This window comes from Raoultella sp., from assembly GCF_039594335.1.
Classification (GTDB): domain Bacteria; phylum Pseudomonadota; class Gammaproteobacteria; order Enterobacterales; family Enterobacteriaceae; genus Klebsiella.
The window spans coordinates 1-23,636 of record NZ_JBCNNS010000034.1 but is presented as its reverse complement, the minus strand read 5'-3'; the positions used below and the strand labels follow the sequence as shown (position 1 = coordinate 23,636).

Sequence of the window (23,636 nt, the reverse complement as noted above, 5' to 3'; positions counted from 1 at the left end):
ACTATTTTAGGATCGCGCAGCGATGATCCTGGAGCTCTTCAGCGGAAGCACGATTCAGGGTCAGTAGGTTACGCTCGGTCGCCAGCAGCACCAGTGAGCCATCACTCTGTTTCGCCATCGCCAGCGCAAAGCGCCCCATATGTTCCCGCGCCTCCGGCACCTCTTCAGCCAGCATCAAAAACGGGCTACGCTGGGCCAGTTCGGACTCGGTGACGCGCCGCGCGAGATAGTCATGGCCGAGCAAACCGCCGGGAAGCGGCAGCCAACGGCTACTGATCGCAGTGGCATCGCTATCCAGACGGGCGCGCACATCTTCGCGTAAGCAGGAGATATGAATATGGAAATGGTTTTGCGTGCGCCCGCTACGCGAGTTAATGGCTAACGACACAGCACTATCCGCTACCGCCGAACCGCGTCGCTCGCTCATGATGCCGCGCCCCTGCCACGCCTGCCAGAAGAAGTTCGGCGTTAACGGATCGAGCAGCAGCGGGCTTTCGGTGCCGTTAATGCGGTATGTCGGCATCAGCAAATACTGCAAGGGTCCGTTACGATCTTTAAACAGCACGTAGCCGCCCTTGAGATTAACGTCGGCGCACGGCGATGGGGTTTGATGCTGCTGTTGATTCGGAACACATTGCTGCAAAACAATCTGTCGCAGCGCGTCAGGGTTACCGGAATGCAGCCAGTACCAGCCGCCGGCCGCCGCTGCCAGCACAAGCACCAACAGCAGCCATAAAAGGTATCGTACTCTTCTCATCATCTTTTCCTGTCCAGCCAGAAACGGAAGAGTAGCGTAGTTTGATGACTAAATGAAAACGCCCGGCTATTTAACCGGGCGTTCAGGGAAATTAACGCTGACTGATTTGATCGAAAGTGCCGCCGTTTGAGAAGTGCTCTTTCTGTGCCTTAGTCCAGCCACCAAATACCTGATCGATGGTGAACAGCTTCAGTTTCGGAAATTCATCGGCATATTTCTTGGCTACTGCCGGGTCACGTGGACGATAGAAGTTCTTCGCCGCAATCTCCTGGCCTTCCGGCGAGTAGAGATATTTCAGGTAGGCTTCAGCCACCTGGCGGGTGCCTTTTTTATCGACCACTTTATCCACTACAGAGACGGTCGGCTCGGCAAGAATCGATTCGCTCGGGGTCACAATTTCAAACTTATCTTTGCCGAGTTCGTTCGCCGCCAGCAACGCTTCGTTCTCCCACGCAATCAGCACATCGCCGATCCCGCGTTCAACAAAGGTATTGGTCGAACCGCGCGCACCGGAGTCCAGCACTTCGACGTTTTTATACAGCGCCTTCACAAACTCCTGAGCTTTTGCCTGGTCGCCGTGATTCTGGTGCAGAGCATAGCCCCAGGCGGCAAGATAGTTCCAGCGTGCGCCGCCGGAGCTTTTCGGGTTTGGCGTAATCACCGATACGCCCGGTTTAATCAGGTCGTTCCAGTCATGAATCTGTTTTGGATTGCCTTTACGGACAAGGAACACGATGGTGGAGGTATACGGCGCCGAGTTATCCGGCAGACGTTTCAGCCAGTTTTTATCAATACGGCCGCGTTCGGCGATCGCATCAACATCGTAGGCCAGCGCCAGGGTCACAACATCGGCTTCGATACCGTTGATCACCGACGTCGCCTGTTTGCCGGAGCCGCCATGCGACTGGCGGATCACCACATTGTCGCCGGTTTCTTGCTTCCAGTGCGCGCTGAATGCCTTGTTGTACTGTTCGTACAGCTCACGCGTCGGATCATAAGATACGTTTAATAACTGAATGTCTTTAGCCAGAACGCTGGCGGATGCCAGCAACAGAGTTAACCCAACGCCCCACTTATTCATCACACCGCTCTCTTTATGTCGTGTTGTAATTAGGGTTAAGCGTGCCAGAAAGCGAAACAATGATTAAAGAATAAAAAAAGATTGGCTATAACTTGTGAGTATATGTAAACAGGAAGGGAATGCTTACCCCCTCCAGGACAGGAGAGGGTGAGGGCAAAAGGGTTAGACTTCTTCCATCCGACCCAGCAGCGCCTGCAGACGATCCTGCCAGCCCTGCAGTTGTTCTCTCAGCTGACCGTTTTCACGCTCCAGCTCTTCACGGCCCTGCTGTGCGCCCTGAACTTCCTGCGCCAGCGTGTTGTTTTTTTCTTTCAGCTCTTCGATTTCCATCTGCAACAGAGTGATGGTATCAATCGCCTGCTGTACTTTTGATTCTAATTTCTCAAACACTTCTAATGACATCGTCATACCTCTCCTGAACTTGCAAGGCGTTGATAGAGTACTATCCCGTACACGTCGTCCTTCAAGCTGCTTCTGCGTTAGCGGGGTCTTCCCGACCTCTTACCGAAATAAGCGGCGAGGAGTCACTCGCTTGCCGTTTTGACACATCCCGAATGATGCTGTGTACCTACGCGGTGACGCCTTAACGAAAATAAGCGCACTACAGTGGTCATGCCGTCGATTGTATGAATCCCCGCCTTCCCTGTCCAGCGACAACCCGCGCAGATTGCGGTTTGCAACACTTTTCAGTTTTTACCTGGCACAGCCGGCGCGTTTCTGCGGATGTTATCCTGCAATTGTTAATCAATGGGTTAACGAAATCAGCCGGGAAAGTGGGTCAAATGTGTCACAACACGCGTTTATGGCGCGAAAACGCTCATTTTCTTGACGCAGCACACACATTTATATTTCGATATTTCTCGTTTTTGTTCGTTAACGATAAATTAACACTATGCCTACAAGGCAGCGTGGTCGTCTATGACCTTCATACATACAATAACCACCACTTCGCTTCAGGATTCGATATGAGCCAAACATCTACATTAAAAGGCCAGTGCATCGCAGAATTCCTCGGTACCGGGTTGTTGATCTTTTTCGGCGTTGGGTGCGTCGCGGCGCTCAAAGTTGCAGGAGCCAGCTTCGGTCAGTGGGAAATCAGCATCATCTGGGGTCTGGGGGTGGCTATGGCTATCTACCTGACCGCAGGCGTATCCGGTGCACACCTTAACCCGGCGGTCACTATCGCATTGTGGCTTTTTGCCTGCTTTGACGGGCGTAAAGTTGTTCCTTTTGTCATTTCTCAATTCGCAGGCGCCTTTTGCGCTGCGGCATTAGTTTACGGGCTTTACTACAATCTTTTCTTCGATTTCGAACACAGCCACAATATGGTGCGCGGTAGCGTCGAAAGCCTTGAGCTGGCCGGTATTTTCTCCACTTATCCGAACCCGCATATCAATTTTGTTCAGGCTTTTGCGGTAGAAATGGTGATTACCGCTATCCTGATGGGCGTTATCCTGGCCCTGACCGATGACGGTAATGGTATTCCGCGTGGCCCGTTGGCGCCGCTGCTGATCGGCCTGTTGATTGCGGTTATCGGCGCCTCCATGGGACCGCTGACCGGATTTGCCATGAATCCGGCCCGCGACCTCGGACCAAAAACATTCGCCTGGCTTGCCGGCTGGGGCGACGTCGCTTTCACCGGCGGTAAAGATATTCCTTATTTCCTGGTGCCACTGTGCGCACCGGTAGTGGGCGCCGCGCTGGGCGCGTTCAGCTATCGTAAGTTGATCGGCCGCCATCTGCCTTGCGACACCTGCGTCGTGGAAGAGAAAGAGAGCACCTCGACAACACAACACAACGCTTCGCTGTAATCTGACTACGGGACTCATACTATGACCGACAAAAAATATATCGTTGCGCTCGACCAGGGCACCACCAGCTCCCGGGCCGTTGTGATGGATCACGATGCCAATATCGTCAGCGTGTCGCAGCGTGAATTTGAACAAATTTATCCGCGTCCAGGCTGGGTTGAGCATGACCCGATGGAGATCTGGGCGTCACAAAGCTCCACGCTGGTTGAAGTGCTGGCAAAAGCCGATATTAGCTCCGACGAGATCGCCGCTATCGGCATCACCAACCAACGTGAAACCGCCATTGTGTGGGAACGGGAAACCGGTAAACCGATCTATAACGCTATCGTCTGGCAATGCCGCCGTACCGCAGAGATCTGCGAGCAGCTCAAACGTGACGGCATGGAAGAGTACATTCGCAAGGCCACCGGCCTGGTGGTTGACCCGTACTTCTCCGGCACCAAGGTGAAATGGATTCTCGATCATGTGGAAGGCGCCCGCGAGCGGGCAAAGCGCGGCGAACTGCTGTTCGGAACCGTGGATACCTGGCTGGTGTGGAAAATGACCCAGGGTCGCGTCCACGTAACCGACTACACCAACGCCTCGCGGACCATGCTGTTCAACATCCACGATCTGGACTGGGACGACAAAATGCTGGACGCGCTGGATATTCCGCGCGCGATGCTGCCGGAAGTCCGCAAGTCTTCCGAAGTTTACGGTCAAACCAACATCGGCGGTAAAGGCGGCACGCGTATTCCTATCGCCGGTATCGCCGGTGACCAGCAGGCAGCGCTGTTCGGCCAGCTGTGTGTCAAAGAGGGGATGGCGAAAAACACCTACGGCACCGGCTGCTTTATGCTGATGAATACCGGGGAAAAAGCGGTAACCTCAACGCATGGTCTGCTGACTACGATCGGCTGCGGCCCACGCGGGGAAGTGAACTATGCGCTGGAAGGCGCGGTCTTCATGGCTGGCGCCTCCATTCAATGGCTGCGCGATGAAATGAAGCTGATCAACGACGCCTTCGATTCCGAGTATTTCGCGACGAAAGTGAAAGACACCAACGGCGTGTATGTGGTTCCGGCCTTTACCGGCCTCGGGGCACCATACTGGGACCCGTATGCGCGCGGCGCCATCTTCGGCCTGACGCGCGGCGTGAACGCCAACCATATTATTCGCGCCACGCTGGAGTCTATCGCCTATCAGACGCGTGATGTCCTGGAGGCCATGCAGGCAGATTCAGGGATTCGTCTGCACGCCCTGCGTGTCGACGGCGGTGCCGTGGCCAACAACTTCCTGATGCAGTTCCAGTCCGATATTCTGGGCACCCGCGTAGAGCGCCCGCAAGTGCGTGAAGTAACGGCGCTGGGCGCAGCTTACCTCGCAGGTCTCGCCGTTGGCTTCTGGCAAAATCTGGATGAGCTGCAGGAGAAAGCGGTGATTGAGCGCGAGTTCCGCCCGGGGATCGAAACCACCGAACGTAACTACCGCTACAACGGCTGGAAAAAAGCGGTGAAACGCGCGCTGGCGTGGGAAGAACACGACGAAGCCTAAGGTTTGGGCTTAATCCCGGATAAGGCGCTTATCGCGCCTTATCCGGGCGCCCCCCAAAACCGCACGACACCGTAGCCCCGGTAGGCGCAGCGCGACCGGGGAGAAGTCAGGGGCCGTAGGAAAAAGCCGGGCGTTCCCGGGTGGCATTAACCGGAGGCCGCCCGCGATGGGTTCAGGAATGGGGTATTTTTCAGGAAAGGGACATTCTGGACGAGCTGTCTGCCCAACAGCAGCACCAATGTTGCGGCAACGAGCGTCGATAAGGTATCGAGGTGAAACATAAAAAGAGCGCCTTAAAGGCACATGATCCATTCATACGCGTCGGTATTCCCGGTATCGATTACTTCTCATCTTGCGGAATCGAAGGGGAATTTTAAGTAGAATCACGCAAAAAATGACATAAAAGGATATTTTTGTTTCAATATTGATGCAATAAATTATACAAAATGTTAATTAATAATCACCCCAGGTTTATTGTATAAATATTTCTCAGCAAACAATGGCAAACGTTTGCTTTTGCACTACAGTCCGATAAAATTCCCGCTTTGCCACCTTGGGATTGTTTGTGATGTCCGTTAACACCGCCGATTCAGAAGCTGCGCAACCGGTTGCGCATAAAACAACCAGCGAATTAATCTACCGCCTCGAAGACCGCCCGCCGCTGCCGCAAACCCTGTTCGCCGCCTTTCAGCATCTGCTGGCGATGTTTGTCGCGGTCATCACGCCGGCGTTGTTAATCTGTCAGGCGCTGGGCCTTCCGGCTCAGGACACACAGCACATCATCAGTATGTCGCTGTTCGCATCCGGTGTGGCATCCATCATTCAGATTAAGGCCTGGGGACAGGTCGGGTCCGGCCTGCTCTCTATTCAGGGCACCAGCTTTAACTTCGTCGCTCCGCTGATTATGGGCGGCACCGCGCTGAAAACCGGCGGCGCCGACGTGCCAACGATGATGGCCGCGCTGTTCGGCACCCTGATGCTGGCAAGTTGCACAGAAATGGTCATCTCGCGCATCCTGCACCTGGCCCGACGGGTTATTACGCCGCTGGTCTCCGGGGTCGTGGTGATGATTATCGGTCTGTCGCTGATTCAGGTCGGGTTGACCTCCATCGGCGGCGGCTACTCCGCGATGGCCGACCATACCTTCGGCGCGCCAAAAAACCTGCTGCTGGCGGGCATCGTTCTGGCGCTGATCATTATTCTTAACCGCCAGCGCAACCCGTATCTGCGCATCGCGTCCCTGGTTATCGCCATGGCGGCAGGATATCTGGCGGCCTGGCTGCTCGATATGCTACCAGCCAACAGCGCCCCGACGAACGACAGCCTGATTATGGTGCCTACCCCGCTCTATTACGGCCTGGGTATCGACTGGAACCTGCTGCTGCCGCTGATGCTGGTGTTTATGATTACCTCGCTGGAAACCATCGGCGATATCACCGCCACGTCTGACGTGTCGGAACAACCGGTCTCCGGCCCGCTGTATATGAAGCGCCTGAAAGGCGGCGTGTTGGCTAACGGCCTGAACTCCTTTGTCTCCGCCGTCTTTAACACCTTCCCGAACTCCTGCTTCGGCCAGAATAACGGCGTGATTCAGTTGACCGGCGTCGCCAGCCGCTATGTCGGCTTCGTGGTGGCGCTGATGCTGATCGCGCTGGGGCTGTTCCCGGCAGTCAGCGGCTTTGTCCAGCATATTCCGGAACCGGTGCTCGGCGGCGCAACGCTGGTGATGTTCGGTACTATCGCCGCATCCGGGGTACGTATCGTCTCCCGCGAACCCCTGAACCGCCGGGCGATTCTGATTATCGCCCTGTCGCTGGCAGTTGGTCTTGGCGTCTCCCAGCAGCCGCTGATTCTGCAGTTTGCCCCTGACTGGCTGAAGAACCTGCTCTCCTCGGGGATTGCCGCCGGCGGCATCACCGCGATTGTTCTGAATCTGATTTTCCCGCCAGAGAAAAACTGATCCTCTTTGACGCTCCGGCCGCGCGATGCTGGCCGGGGCGCAAGTATCATTAACCGCTCATCATCTCATTACACAATTCCTGTCTTGAGGATTGCGCATAATTCGGGCATAACAGCCTTATGTGCCTCGCTCAGGATCGAAGACCATGAAATTTCTAAGAAAGCTGATTCTCTGGCTGCTGATTGCCCTGCTGGTGGTGATTATTGCCGCTTACTTCCTGCTGCAAACTCAGTGGGGCGGGCGCCAGGCCAGCGCCTGGCTAAGCGACGGTACCGGCTGGAAGGTCTCTTTCAACAAAATGGAGCATAATTTCTCCTCGCCAATGCACCTGAAACTGCAAAACGTCACCCTCGGCCGCGACGGTAAACCTGCGACTCTGGTGGCGCAAACGGTGGATATTGGTTTTAGCAGCCGCCAGTTTAGCGACCCGCTCCATGCTGACGAAATCGTCCTCAGCGATGGCACGCTGAATTTATCTCCTTCCTCTGCGGCGCTGCCGTTCGCCGCCGACCGTTTACAGTTGCATAATATGGCGTTTAACAGTCCGGAAACCGGCTGGTCGCTGAGCGCGCAGCGTGTCGACGGCGGCGTCAGCCCCTGGGCGCCGGAAGCGGGCAATGTGCTGGGTAAAAAGGCCCAGATTCAAATGAGCGCAGGCTCGCTAAACCTGAACGGCGTTGAAGCCAGTAACGTGCTGATTCAGGGAAGCCTTGATAATGGCGAAGTGACGTTATCTACGCTGGGCGCCGATATTGCACGCGGGACGCTGACCGGCAACGCCAGACGCAACGCCGACGGCAGTTGGCTGGTAGATAATCTACAGCTCAACGAAATTCGCCTGCAGAGCGATAAATCGCTGGCAGAATTCTTAGCCCCGCTGACCAGCTTCCCTTCGCTGCACATTGGCCGTCTCGACATGACCGATGCCCATCTGCAGGGGCCGGACTGGGCGGTAACCGATCTCGACCTTAACCTGAGAAACCTGACACTGAGCCAGGGCGGATGGCAAAGCGATGACGGCACCCTGTCGATGAACGCCAGTGAATTTATTAACGGGTCGCTGCATCTTCTTGATCCCATCGCCAATGCAGAATTCTCACCGCAGGGCATCGCGCTGCGCCAGTTCACCTCGCGCTGGGAAGGCGGGATGGTGCGAACCTCCGGTAACTGGTTACGCTCCGGTCATGCGCTGGTGCTAGACGACACTGCCTTTGCCGGGCTGGAATATACCCTCCCTGCCAACTGGAAGCAGCTATGGATGGAGCCGTTGCCGACGTGGCTGGAAAGCCTGACGCTGAAGAAATTCAGCGCCAGCCGCAACCTGATTATCGATATCGATCCGATATTCCCGTGGCAGATCACCGCCCTGGACGGCTACGGCGGCGAACTGCAGCTGGTGAAAAACCATCGCTGGGGCGTATGGAGCGGCAGCACAACGCTGAACGCCGCCGCCGCAACCTTTAATCGTATCGACGTTCGCCGACCATCGCTGAAGCTTAACGCTAACGTCTCAACGATAAATATCACCGAGCTAAGCGCCTTTACCGAGCGCGGCATCCTGCAGGCCACGGCGGCCGTCTCGCAGCTTCCCCAGCGCCAGGTCACGCTCAGCCTGAACGGTCGCGGCGTTCCGCTGAATATTCTGCAGGCCTGGGGCTGGCCCGCTCTGCCGGTTTCCGGCGATGGTAATTTCCAGCTGACCGCCAGCGGCAGCGTGCAGGCCGATGCACCGCTGAAACCGACGGTTAACGGCCAGCTCAGCGCGGTGAATATGGAGAAGCAGCAGGTTGCGCAAGTCCTGCGCAACGGCCAGTTGAACAGCGGGCCGGCTCAGCCGCTCTCCCCCCCGCCAATAACACCGTAATCTTCCATCGCCCTTTCTCCGCTGGAGGGAGGGCATCGCGCTGGCCGCAGTCCACCAGCCCCTCTTGCTATCCCCTCAGGCATTCCTTTTTCATCCGCAAAACCTGTGCGCATTTTACGGCTATCTGTACCTATTTCCCGCAACCTGGCACTCTCGATTTCTTGCGGCCTGACGGTGTGATAGAGATGAGCAGCGACCTGAGCAAAGACAGCCTGAAGCCGGTGACACCGAAACATGTGCCGACCGCGCAGAAAAACATGATCGCCAGTGTGAAAGAGAATGGGCGGCTGGCGGTGACAGCGATTCTGCAGCGCGACAAATCGCTGGCGGTACGGGCGCTGATGACGCATCCTCTGGTTGGCTCTAATTCGCTGGCCAAAACCCTGGTCGAGGCCTATCTCGACGATAAGCCGTTCACCGACCGGCAATACCCGCCCGGCTTAATCCCCCGGATGTCGGCTAACGCCTATTCGGGCTACCGGATCGGCATTGCAGCAGCGGCGTCAGCCGCTCTGCGGGCTGAATACTCATGTAATCGATGTCGTTGGTGACATCGAGTTTCGGCATGGTGATATTGAATTTAATAAAATAGACCAGCGCCAGCCAGCCGCACCAGCGAAGAGGGGTTGCTCTAGCAGCATTCAGCGACGCTGTGGATACCTTCCCGCACACACGGCTCAGAGTCATTCTGGATAACGCGCAGCACGGTCATTTCTGTTTTGCTCAGCTTGACGTCACGAAAGATAGTCTCTAAGTCCATTGCGGGCTCCTCTCAGTAGCAGATTACGCGACCACCGAAGAGAAAATATGTCTGTGGAATGAATCACTGTGTACCAGTCAGGCCCTCAGCGCATTTGTTCATATTCACTGCATAACAACCATTTTGCGGGTTCATCCTCCTCAATCGACGAGAAACGCCCGCCCGCGTCGAGAAAGCGGTTATCCGCACGATCGTCATTGACCATCGAGATTTCCCACCCCATTACGGCCCTTTTGTCGGCCCAGAAACGGTGATAGAGGCGCGCAGGTAAACAGACGCTCTGCCCCGGATGCAGCACCAGCGTCTCGCCGGGTTTCAGCGTACGCTGGCAACCATCGACTGCCACACTGACGCGGCGCTGATTATCCCACTGTTGGTCTTCCGTCGCCCAGGCCAGCTGCATACACAGGTCGCCGCCGCCTCGGTTGATGATGTCTTCCATCTTGTGGTAATGGAAATGCCAGGGGGTTTGTTGATCTTGCTGAATCTGCAACATTTTTTCAGCATAAGGCTTAGCATAACGCGGATCGGATAGCGAACCATTGCGTAACGTCAGCAGCGTCAGGCCCGTTTCGCTAAAACAGCCGCTGCCGAAATCGGTGACATCCCATCCGAGCTGCAAATCGCGGACCTCTTGCCAACCCTCCTTTAGCTTTTGCGGCCCACACGGCGCCGTGAAGCGGGCAAACTCCGGCAGGCTGATGCGAAAGGTTTCGGCCATCGCCAGCGCTTTATCTATCGCATAGTTAATCTGTGAACGTTTCATGATCGGACTCCGCTTCTCGCGGCCAGCCAGGCGGCGCCACGCATGCCGCTACTGTCGCCATGCCGCGCTGAAATAATGGGGGTGATAAAATGGTCAGTGAAGACGAGTGGAGCGACCTCGGGTTGTAAATCCGCCACCAGCAGCGGCACATTGGATAAACCGCCCCCCAGAACAATCACGCCGGGGTCAAGGATATTGACGATGGTCGCCAGCGTCCGTGCGAGCTGTTGACGAAAACGGTAGATCTGCTGGCTCGCGACGGGTTCTCCTGCCTGCGCGCGGGCGATAATCTGCTCACTCGACAGACTGTCGCCGGTCAGCAGGCGGTAGCGCTCGCTCAACCCCGTTGCGGAAATAAAGGACTCCACGCAGTTAAACCTGCCGCAATAACAGCGTGCCGGTGGCCCATCCTCGGCGTCGGAATAACCTGGCAGCGTGATATGCCCACACTCAGCCGCAATTCCCGACGATCCCACGAAAGGCTGTCGTTCCAGGGCAATACCGCCGCCGCATCCGGTGCCCAATGTCATGCCGAAAACCAACGAAACGCCCGCCCCTGCGCCATCGCATGCCTCTGATAAAGCGAAGCAATTGCCATCGTTAGCTAACACCACCGGTTGGCCAAGTTGCTGCTCGAGTGCATCTTGTAAACGATAACCGTTGATCGCCTGGATATTGGCATTACGAATGGCGCCATGCTGCGGCGAAACGCTACCCGGCAGCGCGATGCCAATGGCCACCGGCGCCCCTGTCTCTGCGCGGATAGTGGCAATGAACTCCACTATTGCCGACACAAATGCCTGACGACTTTCTTTTCGCGTGACGCAGCGAAAACGCCCCACTTCCTGTCCCTGCTCATCCATAACGACGGCGGCGATTTTCGTCCCGCCAACATCCAGCCCAAGGTAATTCATCTTTGCCTCCTGCGCGTCAAAAGGCGGGTTCTCCCGCCTTTTACCCCGTTAATACAGGTTTGCTTTACCGGTGGAACCAAACAGCTTCATTTTGTAGCGAATCACTTCCCGCGCGGCATTAATCGGCTCCGGATAAATCACGTTCGGATCCCACCAGCTCTCTTTAGCCAAAATTTCACGCACTTTCCGGAAGTAGGCGTATTTCATATCGCTGGAAATATTGATTTTTCCGACGCCAAGAGTTACCGACTCAGCAATTTCCGCATCCGGATTGGCGGATCCGCCGTGCAAGACCAGCGGAATCGACACACGCCCGGCAATATCGCGCAGAATGTTCATCTGTAATTCAGGCTGCATCCCTTTTGGATAGATGCCGTGCGCGGTACCAATCGCCACCGCCAGAGTGTCGACGCCTGTCCGGGTAACAAAATCCTGCGCCTGCGCCGGGTCGGTATAGGTAACTTTCGACACCCCGCCCTCCACAGAGGTCCCCGTCTGACCAATAGTCCCTAACTCCCCTTCGACGGAGACACCGACCGCATGCGCCAGCCTGACCACTTCCTGGGTTAAGGCGACGTTTTCTTCATAGGGCAGCAGAGATCCATCGATCATCACTGAGGTAAAACCACACTGAATCGCGCGCAGTACATGTTCGACCGAGGCGCCATGATCGAGATGCAAAGTAAAGGGCACCCGGCTACGCAGAGTGATGTCGCGCACGTAGCTAAAAAAGGAATCACCGACAAAATCATGCTCGCTGGGGTGAATAGAGATAATAGCGGGCGTATGCGTGGCTTCCGCTTCTTCCACAACGGCGCGAATAAAGCAGCTGTCAGCAACGTTAAAAGCGCCAATGGCAAAGCCATGCTCGCGGGTTGGTTTCAGTAATTCTTGCATGGAAACTAACATGGTTTTCTCCAGTTTCAGGGTGTAGTTCGCCCTGCCAGGGCGGATATGCGCTGGCATAAAAGGCGTGGCTGATACGTGAATCAGGCCCGGTCTATTGCGCCGGACGCTTGTAAGTAAGGGACGATGGCTTCAGCGCTGGCTTGTTCCATCACCGCCATGGCATCGGCCAACTCGATGCTGCTGTCGTGGCAGAGGGTATGCAGTAGCGCGGCCTTCCCGGCTTCAAATATCGCCGCGCCGACGTTGATTTTGGCGACGCCAAACGCCGGGCAGCGTGCAAGCTGTTCGAATGGCGTACCGCTGCCACCGTGCAGGGCTAATGGCACCGAAGAGGCTCGCTGCACCTCCGCCAGGCGGTCAAAGTCCAGTGCTGGCGTGACCCCGGGAGCATACATCCCGTGGGCTGTTCCGACGGAAACCGCCAGCAGGTCAATGCCGGTTTGGTCAATAAAAGGGGCAACATCCGCCGGTTGCGTCATCAGATCGGCATTGGTCATGTGGTCATAGCGCGGGGCATCCGCCAGATGGCCCAATTCCCCTTCGACACAAAGCCCGACGCTGGCGGCCAGCGTGGTGACCTCACGGGTCTGGCGAATATTCTCCGCTAACGGGAATGCCGAGGCGTCAATCATCAACCCGCTAAACCCGGCGCGGAAGGCCAGGCAGATCTTTACCGGATCTTTACCGTGATCGAGACTCAGCGTGACGGGAACGCTGGCCGCTTCGGCCAACGCTCTGGCCACCGCCAGCGCGATTGCTGGCGGGAAATGCGACAAATGACCTTGGTACAGATTGAGAATAATCGGCGCCCGATATTTTTCCGCCGCACGTACTGCGGCACGAGCGCTCTCCAGATTCATACAGTTAATCGCCAGCAGCGCATATTGTTCACGCCAGGCTTTCGCCACCATCTGCTTCATATCAGCAAACATAGGGCCTCCGTTTACTCAAGAGTGAAGGTGATTTCATCGTCAGCGACCTTTTGGTCGCTCAGTTCATCGAACTCTTCGTCGCGTTCGGTGACCGGTTTTTTCCACAGCGACAGCATCACGCCGCAGATAACCGTCCCAATCGCCAGCGCCAGGCAAAACAGCAGCGGATGGGTGAACAGCGGTACGACAAACATCCCGCCATGTGGAACCGGGCTTTCCACACCCCAGGTCATAATCAATCCGCCAGCCACCGCCGAGGCCACCACGCAGGATCCCACCACGCGCAGGAGATCGCGGGCGGCAATAGGGATCACGCCTTCCGTAATCATGCAAATGCCCATCGGGAAGGCGGCCTTCAGCGCTTCGGTTTCGGCGCGGGTATATTTATGGCGGGTTAGCAGGAAAGAGAGCGTAATGCCGAATGGCGGAATCATCGATCCGACGAATTTCACCGCCTCCGGCCCATAAACCCCGCTGACCAGCAAGCCATCGGCAAATAGCGACATGGTTTTATTGACTGGCCCGCCAAAGTCGAAGGTGGCCATCGCACCCAGGATCGCCCCCAGCAAAAATCGCGAACCGCCCTGCATCGACTCCAGCATGTGAATCAATGCCTCCTGCAGCCAGGCAATGGGTTTGCCTATTAAGGTCATCATCAACAAGCCGCTGATAATGGTGCTTAATACCGGTAGCACCATGATTGGCATCAGCCCCTGCATCGACTTTGGCAAACGTATGTAATGCTTCAAAAGCAGTACCGTGTAGCCCACCAGGAAACCGCCAAGCATCCCACCGATAAAGCCGGTATGAATCTGTCCGCAGACGAACCCAACAATAAGCCCTGGCGCAAAACCCGGCCTGTCAGCAATCGAGTAGGCGATTGCCGCACAGATCAGCGGGACAATCAGCCCCATACCCCAGCCGCCGATTTGGTTTAGCATCCACGGGATGGTCCCCACTTTCTCCGCGACAATAGTACCGCCCAATACCTGACCGAGGGCAATACAAATCCCGGCGGCAACAATCAGCGGTATCATCCATGAAATACCGGTTAATAAATGTTTTTTTATTTCCTGCGAGACAGGTATTTTATTCTGACTCATGGTAGATCCCTCCAGAATAAGGATCAGGCATTCGCTAATGATTTCTCAACCTTTTCGATAAACTGAATCGGTGACTTAATAACAACTTCAGTTTTCACACGAACAATTCGTTTATTTTTAAACCGTTCTTCACCTTTAATTTTTACATCTATGGCGAGAATAACGACGTCAGCGGCAGTGATATCTTCTGCGGTTAGTTCATTCTCAGTCCCAATCGTGCCCTGGGTTTCAACTTTAACATTATGGCCCAGCGCTCTGGCGCCTTTTATTAACTTCTCACGTGCAATATAAGTATGAGCAATACCCGCGGTACAGGCGGCAACACAGACAATATTCATCTCAGACTCCAATATTTATAGTTAGTAAACATCCGACTCAGCATACTGACTAAATAAATCAATAATCTTCTGCGGACTGGTTTCTTCGAGCAATTGCGCAATGATGTCATCATCTGCCAGCGCCCCGGCGACCTGGGACAGCAAGCGGATATGTGTGGTATTTTGGTCTTCAAGGCGAACAGCAAATAAAATAATACAGCGAACATGACTACCATCCAGCGTTTCCCAGGCAATATCCTGGCGGGTGCGGCCAATCGCCAGAGTGGTATTGACAACCGCGGACGACTTACCGTGAGGAATAGCAATATGATTCTCAAACCCCGTCGAACCTTCTGATTCGCGCTGCCAGACATCCTGAATAAAGGTTTCACGACAGCTAATCGCACCATCTTTCTGTAGCAGATCGGTTAATTCTTCGATAGCTTCCGCTTTATTCTGGGCCTTCATATCCAGCAAAACACGTTTAGTATTTAAAATCCGGGTGATGTCCATATTATTTACCTCATGGATATAAAATTTCATTGCTGGCAGTTAACGCTGCCGCGTGGTGTAATTTCTCAGTAATCACTTTTTCAGTAACCCGCTTGATATCGGCATCGTTAAAAAATGCGCTGACATAGACCACCGGCAGTGCAATTTCCGGCAAATGAATCGTCGAGATCACCAGCTCAATATTGTCCTGCGCCTGAAACGTATGCAGACTCCCTGCGGGCAATACGCCAACGATGGTCCAGTCGGGAAAAGCTCTGAGTACCCGACTTTTCAACAGATGCGAGGTGCCGATTCCTGTAGAACACACCAGCAGCACCCGTTTTCTGGCAACCTGCCTCTCCATCGCAGCCTGAAAATGGACGGTTAAATAACCGATTTCATCTTCCGAGACCGCCTTATCCCCCCAGGTAGCAAATACCTGATTTACCACCCGTAGGGTCAGTGGCCATACATCCGTGAGCTCGCCTTTGATATCTTCCAGCAGCGGATTGCGGATATAAATGTGATAATTCAATCGGTTGAGTAGTGGTTTTATATGAATGAGCAACCCTTCATATAACGCGGTATCATGCGCAAGATCGATATCAACCAGCGTGGAAAAAAGCGCGATCAACCGGGAGGTTATTTTCCTGGCCTCATCGCTGGAGTGGATATTACGCAACATGCTGACATCATCACGTTCTTCCACCACCACGCCCGATGAGATAATGTATTGATAAATAAACCAGCTTTCATCTTCCGGTAACGGATGGGCAATACGCGCCTCAATTTTTTGCAGCATATTCTGCGCGATACTAAACATAGACTCATCAAACAGCGGGTGGCCCTGCTCCCGGCGCGGTAACGCATTTCCGCGGGTAATCCGGTACATCATAATCAGGATATGGGTGAAGATATTGACGTAATAAGGTTCACCCAACGACCAGCTCAGTTTACGTTCCATCTCTTCAAGAAGTGACTGAACAAATAGCACATCCTCTTCGCCAAAATAGTGCACCAGCGCTTTATAGCTACCGCTGTCGAGGCGAGAATGGATAATACTCCCCGGCTCATTATGATTAATAACACCGTTAATCAATGAGGCCATTGCCTGACGGACATGAGATTCACTGCCTTCAATATGGGTACCGCTCTGGCTGCGAATTAATACCAACCCGAGTGGGGCAATCCATGATTCAATCACTTTTAAATCATTAACAATCGAGGCGCTGCTGATGAAATAGCGTTCAGATAATTTATTGATCGAGGTTTCTCGCGGCGTTTCACTTAATAACTGAGAAGCAATTTTCACGCGCCGCGAATTATTCATCATTGCATCGGCATCATCACCTTCGGTACTCAGCAACTGGTCTAATTGCAACAGGTCGGTGACATTCTCGGCCTGCAGCATCACGCCAGCACCGGCTCGCTTATCAATACTGATTTTCCAGTGAGAGAGCCATTGCTCGAGAAAACGTAAGTCACGCTGAACCGTTTTTTCTGAAACATTTAACTGTTCAGCTATTTTTAATAACGTAACGTATTCTCGTTTAGGCAGGAGAAATTTTAATAATCTGTTCTGTCGCGAGGTAACCATTTGCATTACTTACCCTTTTTGCATAGCAGATTAATGCCAATAAGACATCGCTATACGACGCGTATCTCTACGGAAACCATTGAGGATAAATATAGGGAGGCCCAGTGTAAACAACAATACTAAATTGTGTCCGGACATCCGGACACAAATAAGACAGGATGGAGAAAGAAAAAATATTTATAAGTCAGATCACATTTCAGAAATAAATATACGTGATAACGATCTCAATTCCTGGAAAGAATAACTCTGACAATGTTTCGCAGGCACTGTTATTTATCTCCTGAAGCCTGATCGTTACCGCCTTCAGAGCAAAGGTCCACCGCGTCGTCCGCTGCCGGCCCCTGACTCACCGCCGCGCATCATCGTCGGGCAGACACTGCCGGCAAGCAATATCCTCGTTTCTGACGTGATCCGGTTTGCGATCGTGATTGCCCAACGCTTCAGAGTGGTGCGACATTTCAGCGCCAGGGCTGTGGCGGAGCGGGTCGCAGGGCTCCGCCGCCCGGTCACATGGCACACAGTATATTTATTGTTTTATACGATTGTGGTTGCCTGAAAGCATGTGAAAAAGTGTAACCCATGGATTTTGAACGGAATTGTTTCAGACTGTTCTGCAAAGTCCAGTTTTAACAGTAAAAAAGTGCGTTTAGGTATGTGGTAAATCCCTGAAAGTAGCTATAATGCGCCCCGCCTCCATGTAGCAATCGAGGCGCGGAAGATCGTCATCTCCGGTGAGGTGGCTGGACTTCAAATCCAGTTGGGGCCGCCAGCGGTCCCGGGCAGGTTCAACTCCTGTGATCTTCCGCCAAAATTGCTCCGCCGCCATCCGAGAACGTCTAAAAATCCTTTATTTTCAATATAGATAGTAAATCACTCATCCGTAACCGTCCGACAAGTTCTCCCTGAATCCATGAAAAATATGTATAGTGATGTGTATAGATTTTTTATACACATTTTTGGCTTATACACATGGCACTGACAGACATACAAATCAAACGCGCGAAGCCCCAGGACAAACCATACACCTTGAACGATGGGCAAGGCCTGTCATTGCTTATCAATCCCGATGGTTCGAAGGGCTGGCGGTTCCGTTTTCGCCTCGCTGGAAAAGCGCGGTTAATGTCATTTGGCAGCTACGACTTGATAAGCCTCGCTGAAGCTCGTGAAAAGCGCGAGGTCGCCCGCAAGCAAGTTGCTAATGGCATTGATCCGGTTGAGGAACGGAAAGCGCAAAAACTGGCGCAGCAGCTTTCAACAGAAAACTCATTCGAAGCCATAAGCCGCGAATGGCATGCAAACAAAGCTGACCGCTGGACAGTGGCATACCGCGACGAAATCATTAAGACCTTCGAGCAAGATGTTTTCCCGTTCATCGGCAAACGTCCTGTCGGTGAGATCAAACCGTTAGAATTACTTGAAGTGCTGCGACGAATTGAGAAACGTGGAGCACTGGAGAAAACACGTAAAGTTCGCCAGCGATGCGGAGAGGTATTTAGATACGCGATTATTACTGGCCGTGCTGAGTATAACCCTGCACCTGATCTAGCTATCGCATTGGCCATACCGAAGCAAAAACATCATCCTTTCTTATCCGCTGAAGAATTGCCTCATTTTATCAGAGATCTTGAAGCCTATACCGGCAGCATCATCACTAAAAATGCGACTAAGATAGTCATGTTAACTGGTGTAAGAACGCAGGAAATGCGATTTTCTACGTGGGATGAAATTGATTTAGAAAAGGCAATTTGGGAAATTCCAGCAGAACGGATGAAAATGCGCAGGCCGCATGTCGTACCTTTATCTACCCAAGTGATTGAACTCTTTAAGCAACTCAAGCCCATCACTGGCCATTACCCTTACATTTTTATTGGAAGGAACAATCGCAGCAAGCCAATCTCGAAAGAAAGTGTGACACAAGTCATTGAACTACTTGGCTATAAAGGGCGTGCAACTGGCCATGGGTTTCGGCATACCATGTCAACAATATTGCATGAAAATGGATTTGATAGTGCGTGGATTGAGATGCAGTTAGCGCATGTAGATAAAAATTCTATTCGCGGAACATATAATCACGCACAATATTTAGAAAAAAGACGCTCTATGCTTCAATGGTACAGTGATTTTATATTTAGAATGAACAATTAACCCACACTCTAATTTATAAAACAAAAAGAGCCTCTTTCGAGACTCTTTTTTATTCTTTATTTATTACTTTTTATTCTTTTTATCTTGTTGTATAGCAAGATTATTTAAAACCTTAATTGACTTGGAAGATAAATCATCACCTCCCAAGAGGTTTTTTTTCCACTCTGGCCATTCGTTAATTCTTTCTTTTGTTGCAACTATATGTTTAATAAAATTATTTTCGATAGACATGTTAAACTCCTATGATCCTTGCGAACAAATTAACAGAAATCTGTTCTCTTTCCAAGTAAGAAATAGGTAACATTAATGTTCTCAATGTTGCATTAGACTCGCTCCATTTCATAACATTCCCATAACTATCTTTCCTTTTAATTTTATTTCCACTCCCATTAACAATGGAAAATAGGTTAAAATAAACTCTAGGCCCTATTCCAATAAACGGTTCGAAAAGCACCTTTTCATGTTCTCTCTCATCATTAGTTATTGACTCTGAATGAAATTCATAAGCCTTACTTTTGGGATATGGCTCTATGTAAACCACCCTTTTAATTCCCGAAGCTATAATATGCTTAGCACAATTGTGGCATGGAAAAGTTGTGCAATATATATATGCATCTTGAGTGCTAATATTTGTTCTGGCACATGCTAAAATCGCTTCCATTTCTGCATGGACTACCCGACCATATTCCGTGATATCTTGAATAAGGCTGTTCTTGAGGATTCTTTCTAATTTATCACGCGATTTTCCATTTATTTGCTTAAGAATATCATCCATAATTTCTTTTTTTTGTTTTGCATTTGAATCAAAACCTCTTACATAGTCCCTTCCATCTGAATAATCCTCGTAACTTTCGTTTTCTGTATTAAAGTATGGCCAATATAACCCCCCACCAAACTTAGGAACATCATTAGCCCCAGTTGACATAATAGCGTAGTTTTTAGCTAATACAGCTCCAACTTGTCTAGATAAGTCGGCAGACCTCAAAGCTGAAGAAAAAGCCATATACATTGCATATTCATCAAACGTTGGAGTAATAAAAGGATTACCGAAGAGCAAGTCAAAGACTCTTTTTATATCATTATTAAGCTTATCATCTCTTCCATCTTGGTTTAAGAAGAAATCGGCTAAGTGGAATGTATCTCTAGTATGCTGCCCATGTCCAGATTCCTCATCCTCATCCCTGGCAATCAATAAACTTGCTTTATCCTCTGGAATTCCTTTATTACGAGTCAAATTATCCAATCTACGATTTTCATCTGAAAAAATTCCGAAAAGTAAAAATCCAGAGCCATAGACCTCTCTAAATTTATAAACTTCTTCAGGATGCTTGATTGAATTAATAATATACGCAATCCCTTTTTTCTTTATATTTAAACATTCATTCCTTGCCCTTATTTCATTAATTTTAGTTATTGCTCCGAGGGCTAACACATAATTACATTCACTATCTTCTCTTAGCTTATTCCCCTTGGTCATTAAATCATCAATTCTTTGATAGTTATCTATGTAATTCCCAAAACCAGAAAGCTGAGCGATCACATCCGATGAAATCCGGACCTCAGAACATTCAAATTGATATAAGGACAATCTATCTCTTATTTTTTTTGTGATCGCTTCCAGGTCTGTACCAACAGAGCAAACTAACCCAATTACCATTTCTTCTAAAGGTTTCGTAGAAAACTTATCATCTTCAGAGCCTTTCAAAACCTGAGGAGCCTCTTTAATCAATTCTGTTATTTTTGTGATTTTCATATGAAGCCGCCTCCCCCATGAGATAAAACATTTTTATAAATAATTCTTAGCATATTTTCTATTGTTTGATTAAATTATTTGAATCACATCATGTTTTTCTTTAAGTTATACTTGGTAATACACTGATTTTAAACAATTAAAAGGTGAGCAAGTGATATATAATTGTATTTTAATTTTCACCTTTAAGATAATGTAAAGACTATAAGCTCCTCTTGCATATACCAAGTGCCATTACAAACTAACGGGGTTTATGCATTTTTTTTATATACCTTCGAAGTTAAAGTGAAACCATCGCCAAGATCATCATTTCAAAATCACTAAACAGACTCTTCTAATAATACTTTCCTCCCTCACGCCTGCGCGTTTCTTATGTCGAGGAGGTACTCCCCCACATTATAAAATGAGTGATTTACCTCCCTTCCGGTGGCGCTTTCTTATCCCTCACCTGACCTCCTCAGAGGCTCTTCATACTCCCGAACAGCACTGCGCTACCCACTGACACTCCCGCGAACCCGCGCAGCGCAGCGACGCGCTCAGGCTGCGAAATTAAATATGATTTAATAAATACTTTACCGCTGGCGCGCAGTGCTTTCCCCGCCTCGCCTGCCCGCTTCGTGGGTCGGTTTTAATGCAGGTGCATGGGCAGGCTCAGGCCGCGCCGGGACAGGGTTGCGAAGGGAGTGACGGGACGGAGGAACGCATGCAAAACCATGCACCCTGTGGATGCATGGCTTAATTCGGGAAAAATAGCGGTATTTTCGGGGATTTCTTGCGGGACTACCTGCCGGCCAGTTCCGTGCGCCGGCGGGCATAAATCAGGCTCTGTGCGGGGGTGTATTTTTCCTGATTATCCACCCGCGAAGCCGCGTCAGGCCTGAATCCGATGGCCGTTAAAATATCGCTGTCTTCTGCGGAATAATGAATTTCTTCACCGGTACTCAGCCACACGGACAGCGCTTCGCGCAGGTAATGCGCCGAACGGTCGAGCGCATGGCCGGTCAGGAGTGCGGGCTGCTGGCTGAGTCCCATCAGCTCCGGGGCAAGCGTGGCGGCCAGCTCTGTCCCGTGCGCCTGCATAAAGTCATTCAGCCGGTTGCGGATACTGATGCGCTGTACCGCTTCATGAGAGCGGATATAGCGTCCGGCGGCCTGATTTATCTCCCATTTTTTGACATCGATAATGTCGCGCAGTGTCTGCATTCTGCCCGGAATACGGTCATCCCCTGCCAGCACCTGCTCGCGGTATTCCTGCTCTGCGGCCGCGAGTTCGGCTTTACGGTTCAGCCAGGCGGTTTCGTTCTTCTGACAGGCTTCAAAAGCCTGCTGTAGCGTGAGGGTGGTCATGGTCAGTTCTCCCCTGATTAATGACGGTATGGCGAGCTGTAGCAGCTCTGCACTTTACGGGGTGCCGGGGGTGTGACCGGCTCCGCGACAGGCGGCGCTTTCTCCGCCGGGGGCCGGATAACCTCGTCGATGGCTTCAGTGGTGCGGAACGTCGCCGAGCACTCAATATTGGTGCACTGGTGATAGCGCTGTTTGACGTTCTCCGACAGATAGCGGGAGGTGCGTGCATGCGCCGACTTTTTGCAGAACGGACAGTGCATCATGGCAGCAGCCCCCGCGCTTTCAGGTCAGCCTCGCGCTGACGGATTTTCTCCTGCCAGACTTTTAGCTGGCCAGGTGTGCTGGCGGCGTCGTGGTCCATGTGCGGAAGCGCGACGGCCGGGAAGCCGGTCAGGGAGAGCACCGGCTCATCCGCTGGTGTGACGGAGAAGGCGCTCACTTTCCTGGTCAGGAAGGTCACCACCTGATGCATGACCTCTTTCTCCGGCTCGGTGTAGCCCTGATGGCCGATGGTGTTGGCGAGCGGGTTTGCCATCACATCCGCTTTCAGCACCATCGCCCGGACCAGTGGCCCGAGGGTGTCGTTCAGCGCGCGGTCGAGCTCTTCCTTCGCATATTCAGACAGTACGGCATGATGCGCCTGGCGGAATGCCCGCGCGGTGCTGTTGCAGGCGACTTTCAGCAGGTCACGTTCAAAGGCCAGCACTTCGGTCAGGTTGTCACATTCCTGCGCCAGCTCACGGCGGGCCACGCGTTCGATATGACCGCTTTTCAGCTCATCGGTCAGCATGGCACCCCCGGCACGGAAAGCGGCGCGCCATGTGCGGGTGTCGCTGCCGTTGTCCTGCTCCAGCGCCGCTTTCTGCTCCTCCGTACGGGTGATGGCCGCCAGGGTGTCCTCCATCCGGCGGGCCTGTTCAAGATGGGCCGCTCTGGCTGCGGCCAGTCGCTCCAGCGCCGGTTTCAGGTAATCAGGGATAAAGGTGGTGTCGGTCATGGCAGATTTCCTCGTGGTTTCAACTTGAGGTGATTCTGCCGGGGCACACACAACAACACGACCTGTTGCGGTTGTGGCAGTTCTGGCACAAACAGGACGTCAAAACCCGGCTTGCCAGAGAAAGGTCTCAGGAAAAGCATACTCACCGTTTGTTTTTTTACATATAACTGTTCACTACTGTTCACTTTAAATAAAAAGATAAATAATACAGTAATTTAAGCGGTGAACAGTTGAGGTCAGAAGTGTTCACCGACTGTTCACTACTGTTCACCTTTCTGTTTTAACGGAGCTCTGCTCCTTTAGTCTTTTTTGCGATTAAAAATGAAGAATATATAAATAAAAGCAATCATAGGTTTGCCATCAATTGCCAACGATTGCCAACAGTTGCCAGTGTTTTCCACTTTCAAAAAATCAATATGTTGTGTGGTCGGACACAACAAAAAGACTTGTTGCCCTCAGGGAAAATATTCACAAAATAGAGAGCTACCCGAGGCCGGACGGACACGACCGGCACTGTATGGACTTTATGAGGTAGCCCGATGCACACCGCTTTTTCTTCCCCGTCTTCTGCCCCTGCCGCGCCGCTGATGCCGGTCTCTGA

At 52.1% G+C, this 23,636-nt stretch carries 21 protein-coding genes, 1 tRNA gene and 4 pseudogenes; 8 read left to right on the top strand and 18 right to left on the bottom strand.

Features of this window, described 5'->3' with window-relative positions:
- Position 1: 1 nt before the first annotated feature.
- The 3 genes from ACZAHD_RS08490 to zapB form a co-directional block, all read right to left on the bottom strand.
- Entirely contained in the window at positions 2-757 is a 756-nt protein-coding gene (locus ACZAHD_RS08490; RefSeq protein WP_462456381.1) for a CDP-diacylglycerol diphosphatase, read from the bottom strand.
- Positions 758-848: 91 nt separating this feature from the next.
- Positions 849-1,838 carry a sulfate ABC transporter substrate-binding protein gene (locus tag ACZAHD_RS08485; protein WP_462456380.1) on the bottom strand — a complete coding sequence of 330 codons (990 nt, stop codon included), beginning with the start codon at positions 1,836-1,838 and terminating at the stop codon, positions 849-851.
- 162 nt (positions 1,839-2,000) lie between these two features.
- Positions 2,001-2,246: a septal ring assembly protein ZapB gene (zapB, locus tag ACZAHD_RS08480; RefSeq protein WP_462456368.1), complete on the bottom strand. Its 246-nt coding sequence runs from the start codon at positions 2,244-2,246 to the stop codon at positions 2,001-2,003.
- A 557-nt stretch (positions 2,247-2,803) separates the two neighbouring features.
- On the opposite strand from zapB, the gene ACZAHD_RS08475 reads away from it, so the two are divergent.
- Positions 2,804-3,649, top strand: coding sequence for an MIP/aquaporin family protein (locus ACZAHD_RS08475; RefSeq protein WP_462456367.1), 846 nt, complete (start codon positions 2,804-2,806; stop codon positions 3,647-3,649).
- Between the two features lie 21 nt (positions 3,650-3,670).
- On the top strand, positions 3,671-5,182 hold the full coding sequence (gene glpK, locus ACZAHD_RS08470) for a glycerol kinase GlpK (protein WP_462456366.1): 1,512 nt from the start codon (positions 3,671-3,673) through the stop codon (positions 5,180-5,182).
- A gap of 153 nt (positions 5,183-5,335) precedes the next feature.
- Here glpK and ACZAHD_RS08465 read toward each other — a convergent pair.
- A pseudogene (locus ACZAHD_RS08465) lies at positions 5,336-5,463 on the bottom strand (sodium/glutamate symporter); the annotation flags it as partial.
- Positions 5,464-5,750: 287 nt separating this feature from the next.
- Between ACZAHD_RS08465 and ACZAHD_RS08460 the strand changes: the two are divergent.
- The 3 genes and pseudogenes from ACZAHD_RS08460 to ACZAHD_RS08450 all read left to right on the top strand — a co-directional run.
- Positions 5,751-7,142: a nucleobase:cation symporter-2 family protein gene (locus tag ACZAHD_RS08460; RefSeq protein ID WP_462456365.1), complete on the top strand. Its 1,392-nt coding sequence runs from the start codon at positions 5,751-5,753 to the stop codon at positions 7,140-7,142.
- Positions 7,143-7,287: 145 nt separating this feature from the next.
- Positions 7,288-9,006 carry an AsmA family protein gene (locus ACZAHD_RS08455; protein ID WP_462456364.1) on the top strand — a complete coding sequence of 573 codons (1,719 nt, stop codon included), beginning with the start codon at positions 7,288-7,290 and terminating at the stop codon, positions 9,004-9,006.
- Positions 9,007-9,155: 149 nt separating this feature from the next.
- A pseudogene (locus tag ACZAHD_RS08450) lies at positions 9,156-9,422 on the top strand (family 4 glycosyl hydrolase); the annotation flags it as partial.
- A gap of 76 nt (positions 9,423-9,498) precedes the next feature.
- On the opposite strand, the pseudogene ACZAHD_RS08445 reads toward ACZAHD_RS08450, so the two are convergent.
- The 9 genes and pseudogenes from ACZAHD_RS08445 to ACZAHD_RS08405 all read right to left on the bottom strand — a co-directional run.
- Positions 9,499-9,766 (bottom strand): annotated as a pseudogene (locus tag ACZAHD_RS08445) (MurR/RpiR family transcriptional regulator); the annotation flags it as partial.
- An 85-nt stretch (positions 9,767-9,851) separates the two neighbouring features.
- The gene (locus ACZAHD_RS08440) at positions 9,852-10,532 is read right to left on the bottom strand and encodes a D-lyxose/D-mannose family sugar isomerase (RefSeq protein ID WP_462456363.1); all 681 of its coding nucleotides are present in this window, start codon (positions 10,530-10,532) and stop codon (positions 9,852-9,854) included.
- Positions 10,529-11,446: an ROK family protein gene (locus ACZAHD_RS08435; RefSeq protein WP_462456362.1), complete on the bottom strand. Its 918-nt coding sequence runs from the start codon at positions 11,444-11,446 to the stop codon at positions 10,529-10,531. Before ACZAHD_RS08435 ends, ACZAHD_RS08440 begins: the two co-directional genes overlap by 4 nt.
- Before the next feature lie 48 nt (positions 11,447-11,494).
- Positions 11,495-12,355 carry a ketose-bisphosphate aldolase gene (locus ACZAHD_RS08430; RefSeq protein WP_462456361.1) on the bottom strand — a complete coding sequence of 287 codons (861 nt, stop codon included), beginning with the start codon at positions 12,353-12,355 and terminating at the stop codon, positions 11,495-11,497.
- Positions 12,356-12,435: 80 nt separating this feature from the next.
- Positions 12,436-13,287, bottom strand: coding sequence for a class II fructose-bisphosphate aldolase (locus ACZAHD_RS08425; RefSeq protein ID WP_462456360.1), 852 nt, complete (start codon positions 13,285-13,287; stop codon positions 12,436-12,438).
- An 11-nt stretch (positions 13,288-13,298) separates the two neighbouring features.
- The gene (locus tag ACZAHD_RS08420) at positions 13,299-14,390 is read right to left on the bottom strand and encodes a PTS fructose transporter subunit IIC (RefSeq protein WP_462456359.1); all 1,092 of its coding nucleotides are present in this window, start codon (positions 14,388-14,390) and stop codon (positions 13,299-13,301) included.
- A gap of 23 nt (positions 14,391-14,413) precedes the next feature.
- Positions 14,414-14,728: a PTS fructose transporter subunit IIB gene (locus ACZAHD_RS08415; protein ID WP_462456358.1), complete on the bottom strand. Its 315-nt coding sequence runs from the start codon at positions 14,726-14,728 to the stop codon at positions 14,414-14,416.
- A 21-nt stretch (positions 14,729-14,749) separates the two neighbouring features.
- On the bottom strand, positions 14,750-15,220 hold the full coding sequence (locus ACZAHD_RS08410) for a PTS sugar transporter subunit IIA (protein WP_462456357.1): 471 nt from the start codon (positions 15,218-15,220) through the stop codon (positions 14,750-14,752).
- A gap of 10 nt (positions 15,221-15,230) precedes the next feature.
- Positions 15,231-16,802, bottom strand: coding sequence for a BglG family transcription antiterminator (locus ACZAHD_RS08405; RefSeq protein WP_462456356.1), 1,572 nt, complete (start codon positions 16,800-16,802; stop codon positions 15,231-15,233).
- Between the two features lie 707 nt (positions 16,803-17,509).
- Here ACZAHD_RS08405 and ACZAHD_RS08400 point away from each other — a divergent pair.
- Together ACZAHD_RS08400 and ACZAHD_RS08395 are read left to right on the top strand one after the other, a co-directional pair.
- Positions 17,510-17,604: transfer RNA gene (locus ACZAHD_RS08400), tRNA-Sec, on the top strand.
- 161 nt (positions 17,605-17,765) lie between these two features.
- Positions 17,766-18,941 (top strand): tyrosine-type recombinase/integrase, encoded by a 1,176-nt coding sequence (locus ACZAHD_RS08395; RefSeq protein ID WP_049087306.1) that lies wholly within the window; start codon positions 17,766-17,768, stop codon positions 18,939-18,941.
- A gap of 63 nt (positions 18,942-19,004) precedes the next feature.
- Here the strand turns inward: ACZAHD_RS08395 and ACZAHD_RS08390 are convergent, their stop codons facing one another.
- The 5 genes from ACZAHD_RS08390 to ACZAHD_RS08370 form a co-directional block, all read right to left on the bottom strand.
- On the bottom strand, positions 19,005-19,172 hold the full coding sequence (locus tag ACZAHD_RS08390) for a hypothetical protein (protein ID WP_163621171.1): 168 nt from the start codon (positions 19,170-19,172) through the stop codon (positions 19,005-19,007).
- A gap of 1 nt (position 19,173) precedes the next feature.
- A complete protein-coding gene (locus tag ACZAHD_RS08385) occupies positions 19,174-20,694 on the bottom strand; it encodes an anti-phage dCTP deaminase (protein WP_411361387.1) in 1,521 nt (506 codons plus the stop codon).
- A gap of 777 nt (positions 20,695-21,471) precedes the next feature.
- Entirely contained in the window at positions 21,472-22,038 is a 567-nt protein-coding gene (locus ACZAHD_RS08380) for a phage polarity suppression protein (RefSeq protein ID WP_462456355.1), read from the bottom strand.
- 17 nt (positions 22,039-22,055) lie between these two features.
- Complete coding sequence (locus ACZAHD_RS08375) at positions 22,056-22,301, bottom strand: ogr/Delta-like zinc finger family protein (RefSeq protein WP_060612424.1); 246 nt, start codon at positions 22,299-22,301, stop codon at positions 22,056-22,058.
- On the bottom strand, positions 22,298-23,035 hold the full coding sequence (locus ACZAHD_RS08370; RefSeq protein WP_462456354.1) for a glycoprotein 3: 738 nt from the start codon (positions 23,033-23,035) through the stop codon (positions 22,298-22,300). Before ACZAHD_RS08370 ends, ACZAHD_RS08375 begins: the two co-directional genes overlap by 4 nt.
- 539 nt (positions 23,036-23,574) lie before the next feature.
- Here ACZAHD_RS08370 and ACZAHD_RS08365 point away from each other — a divergent pair.
- A pseudogene (locus tag ACZAHD_RS08365) lies at positions 23,575-23,636 on the top strand (helix-turn-helix transcriptional regulator); the annotation flags it as partial.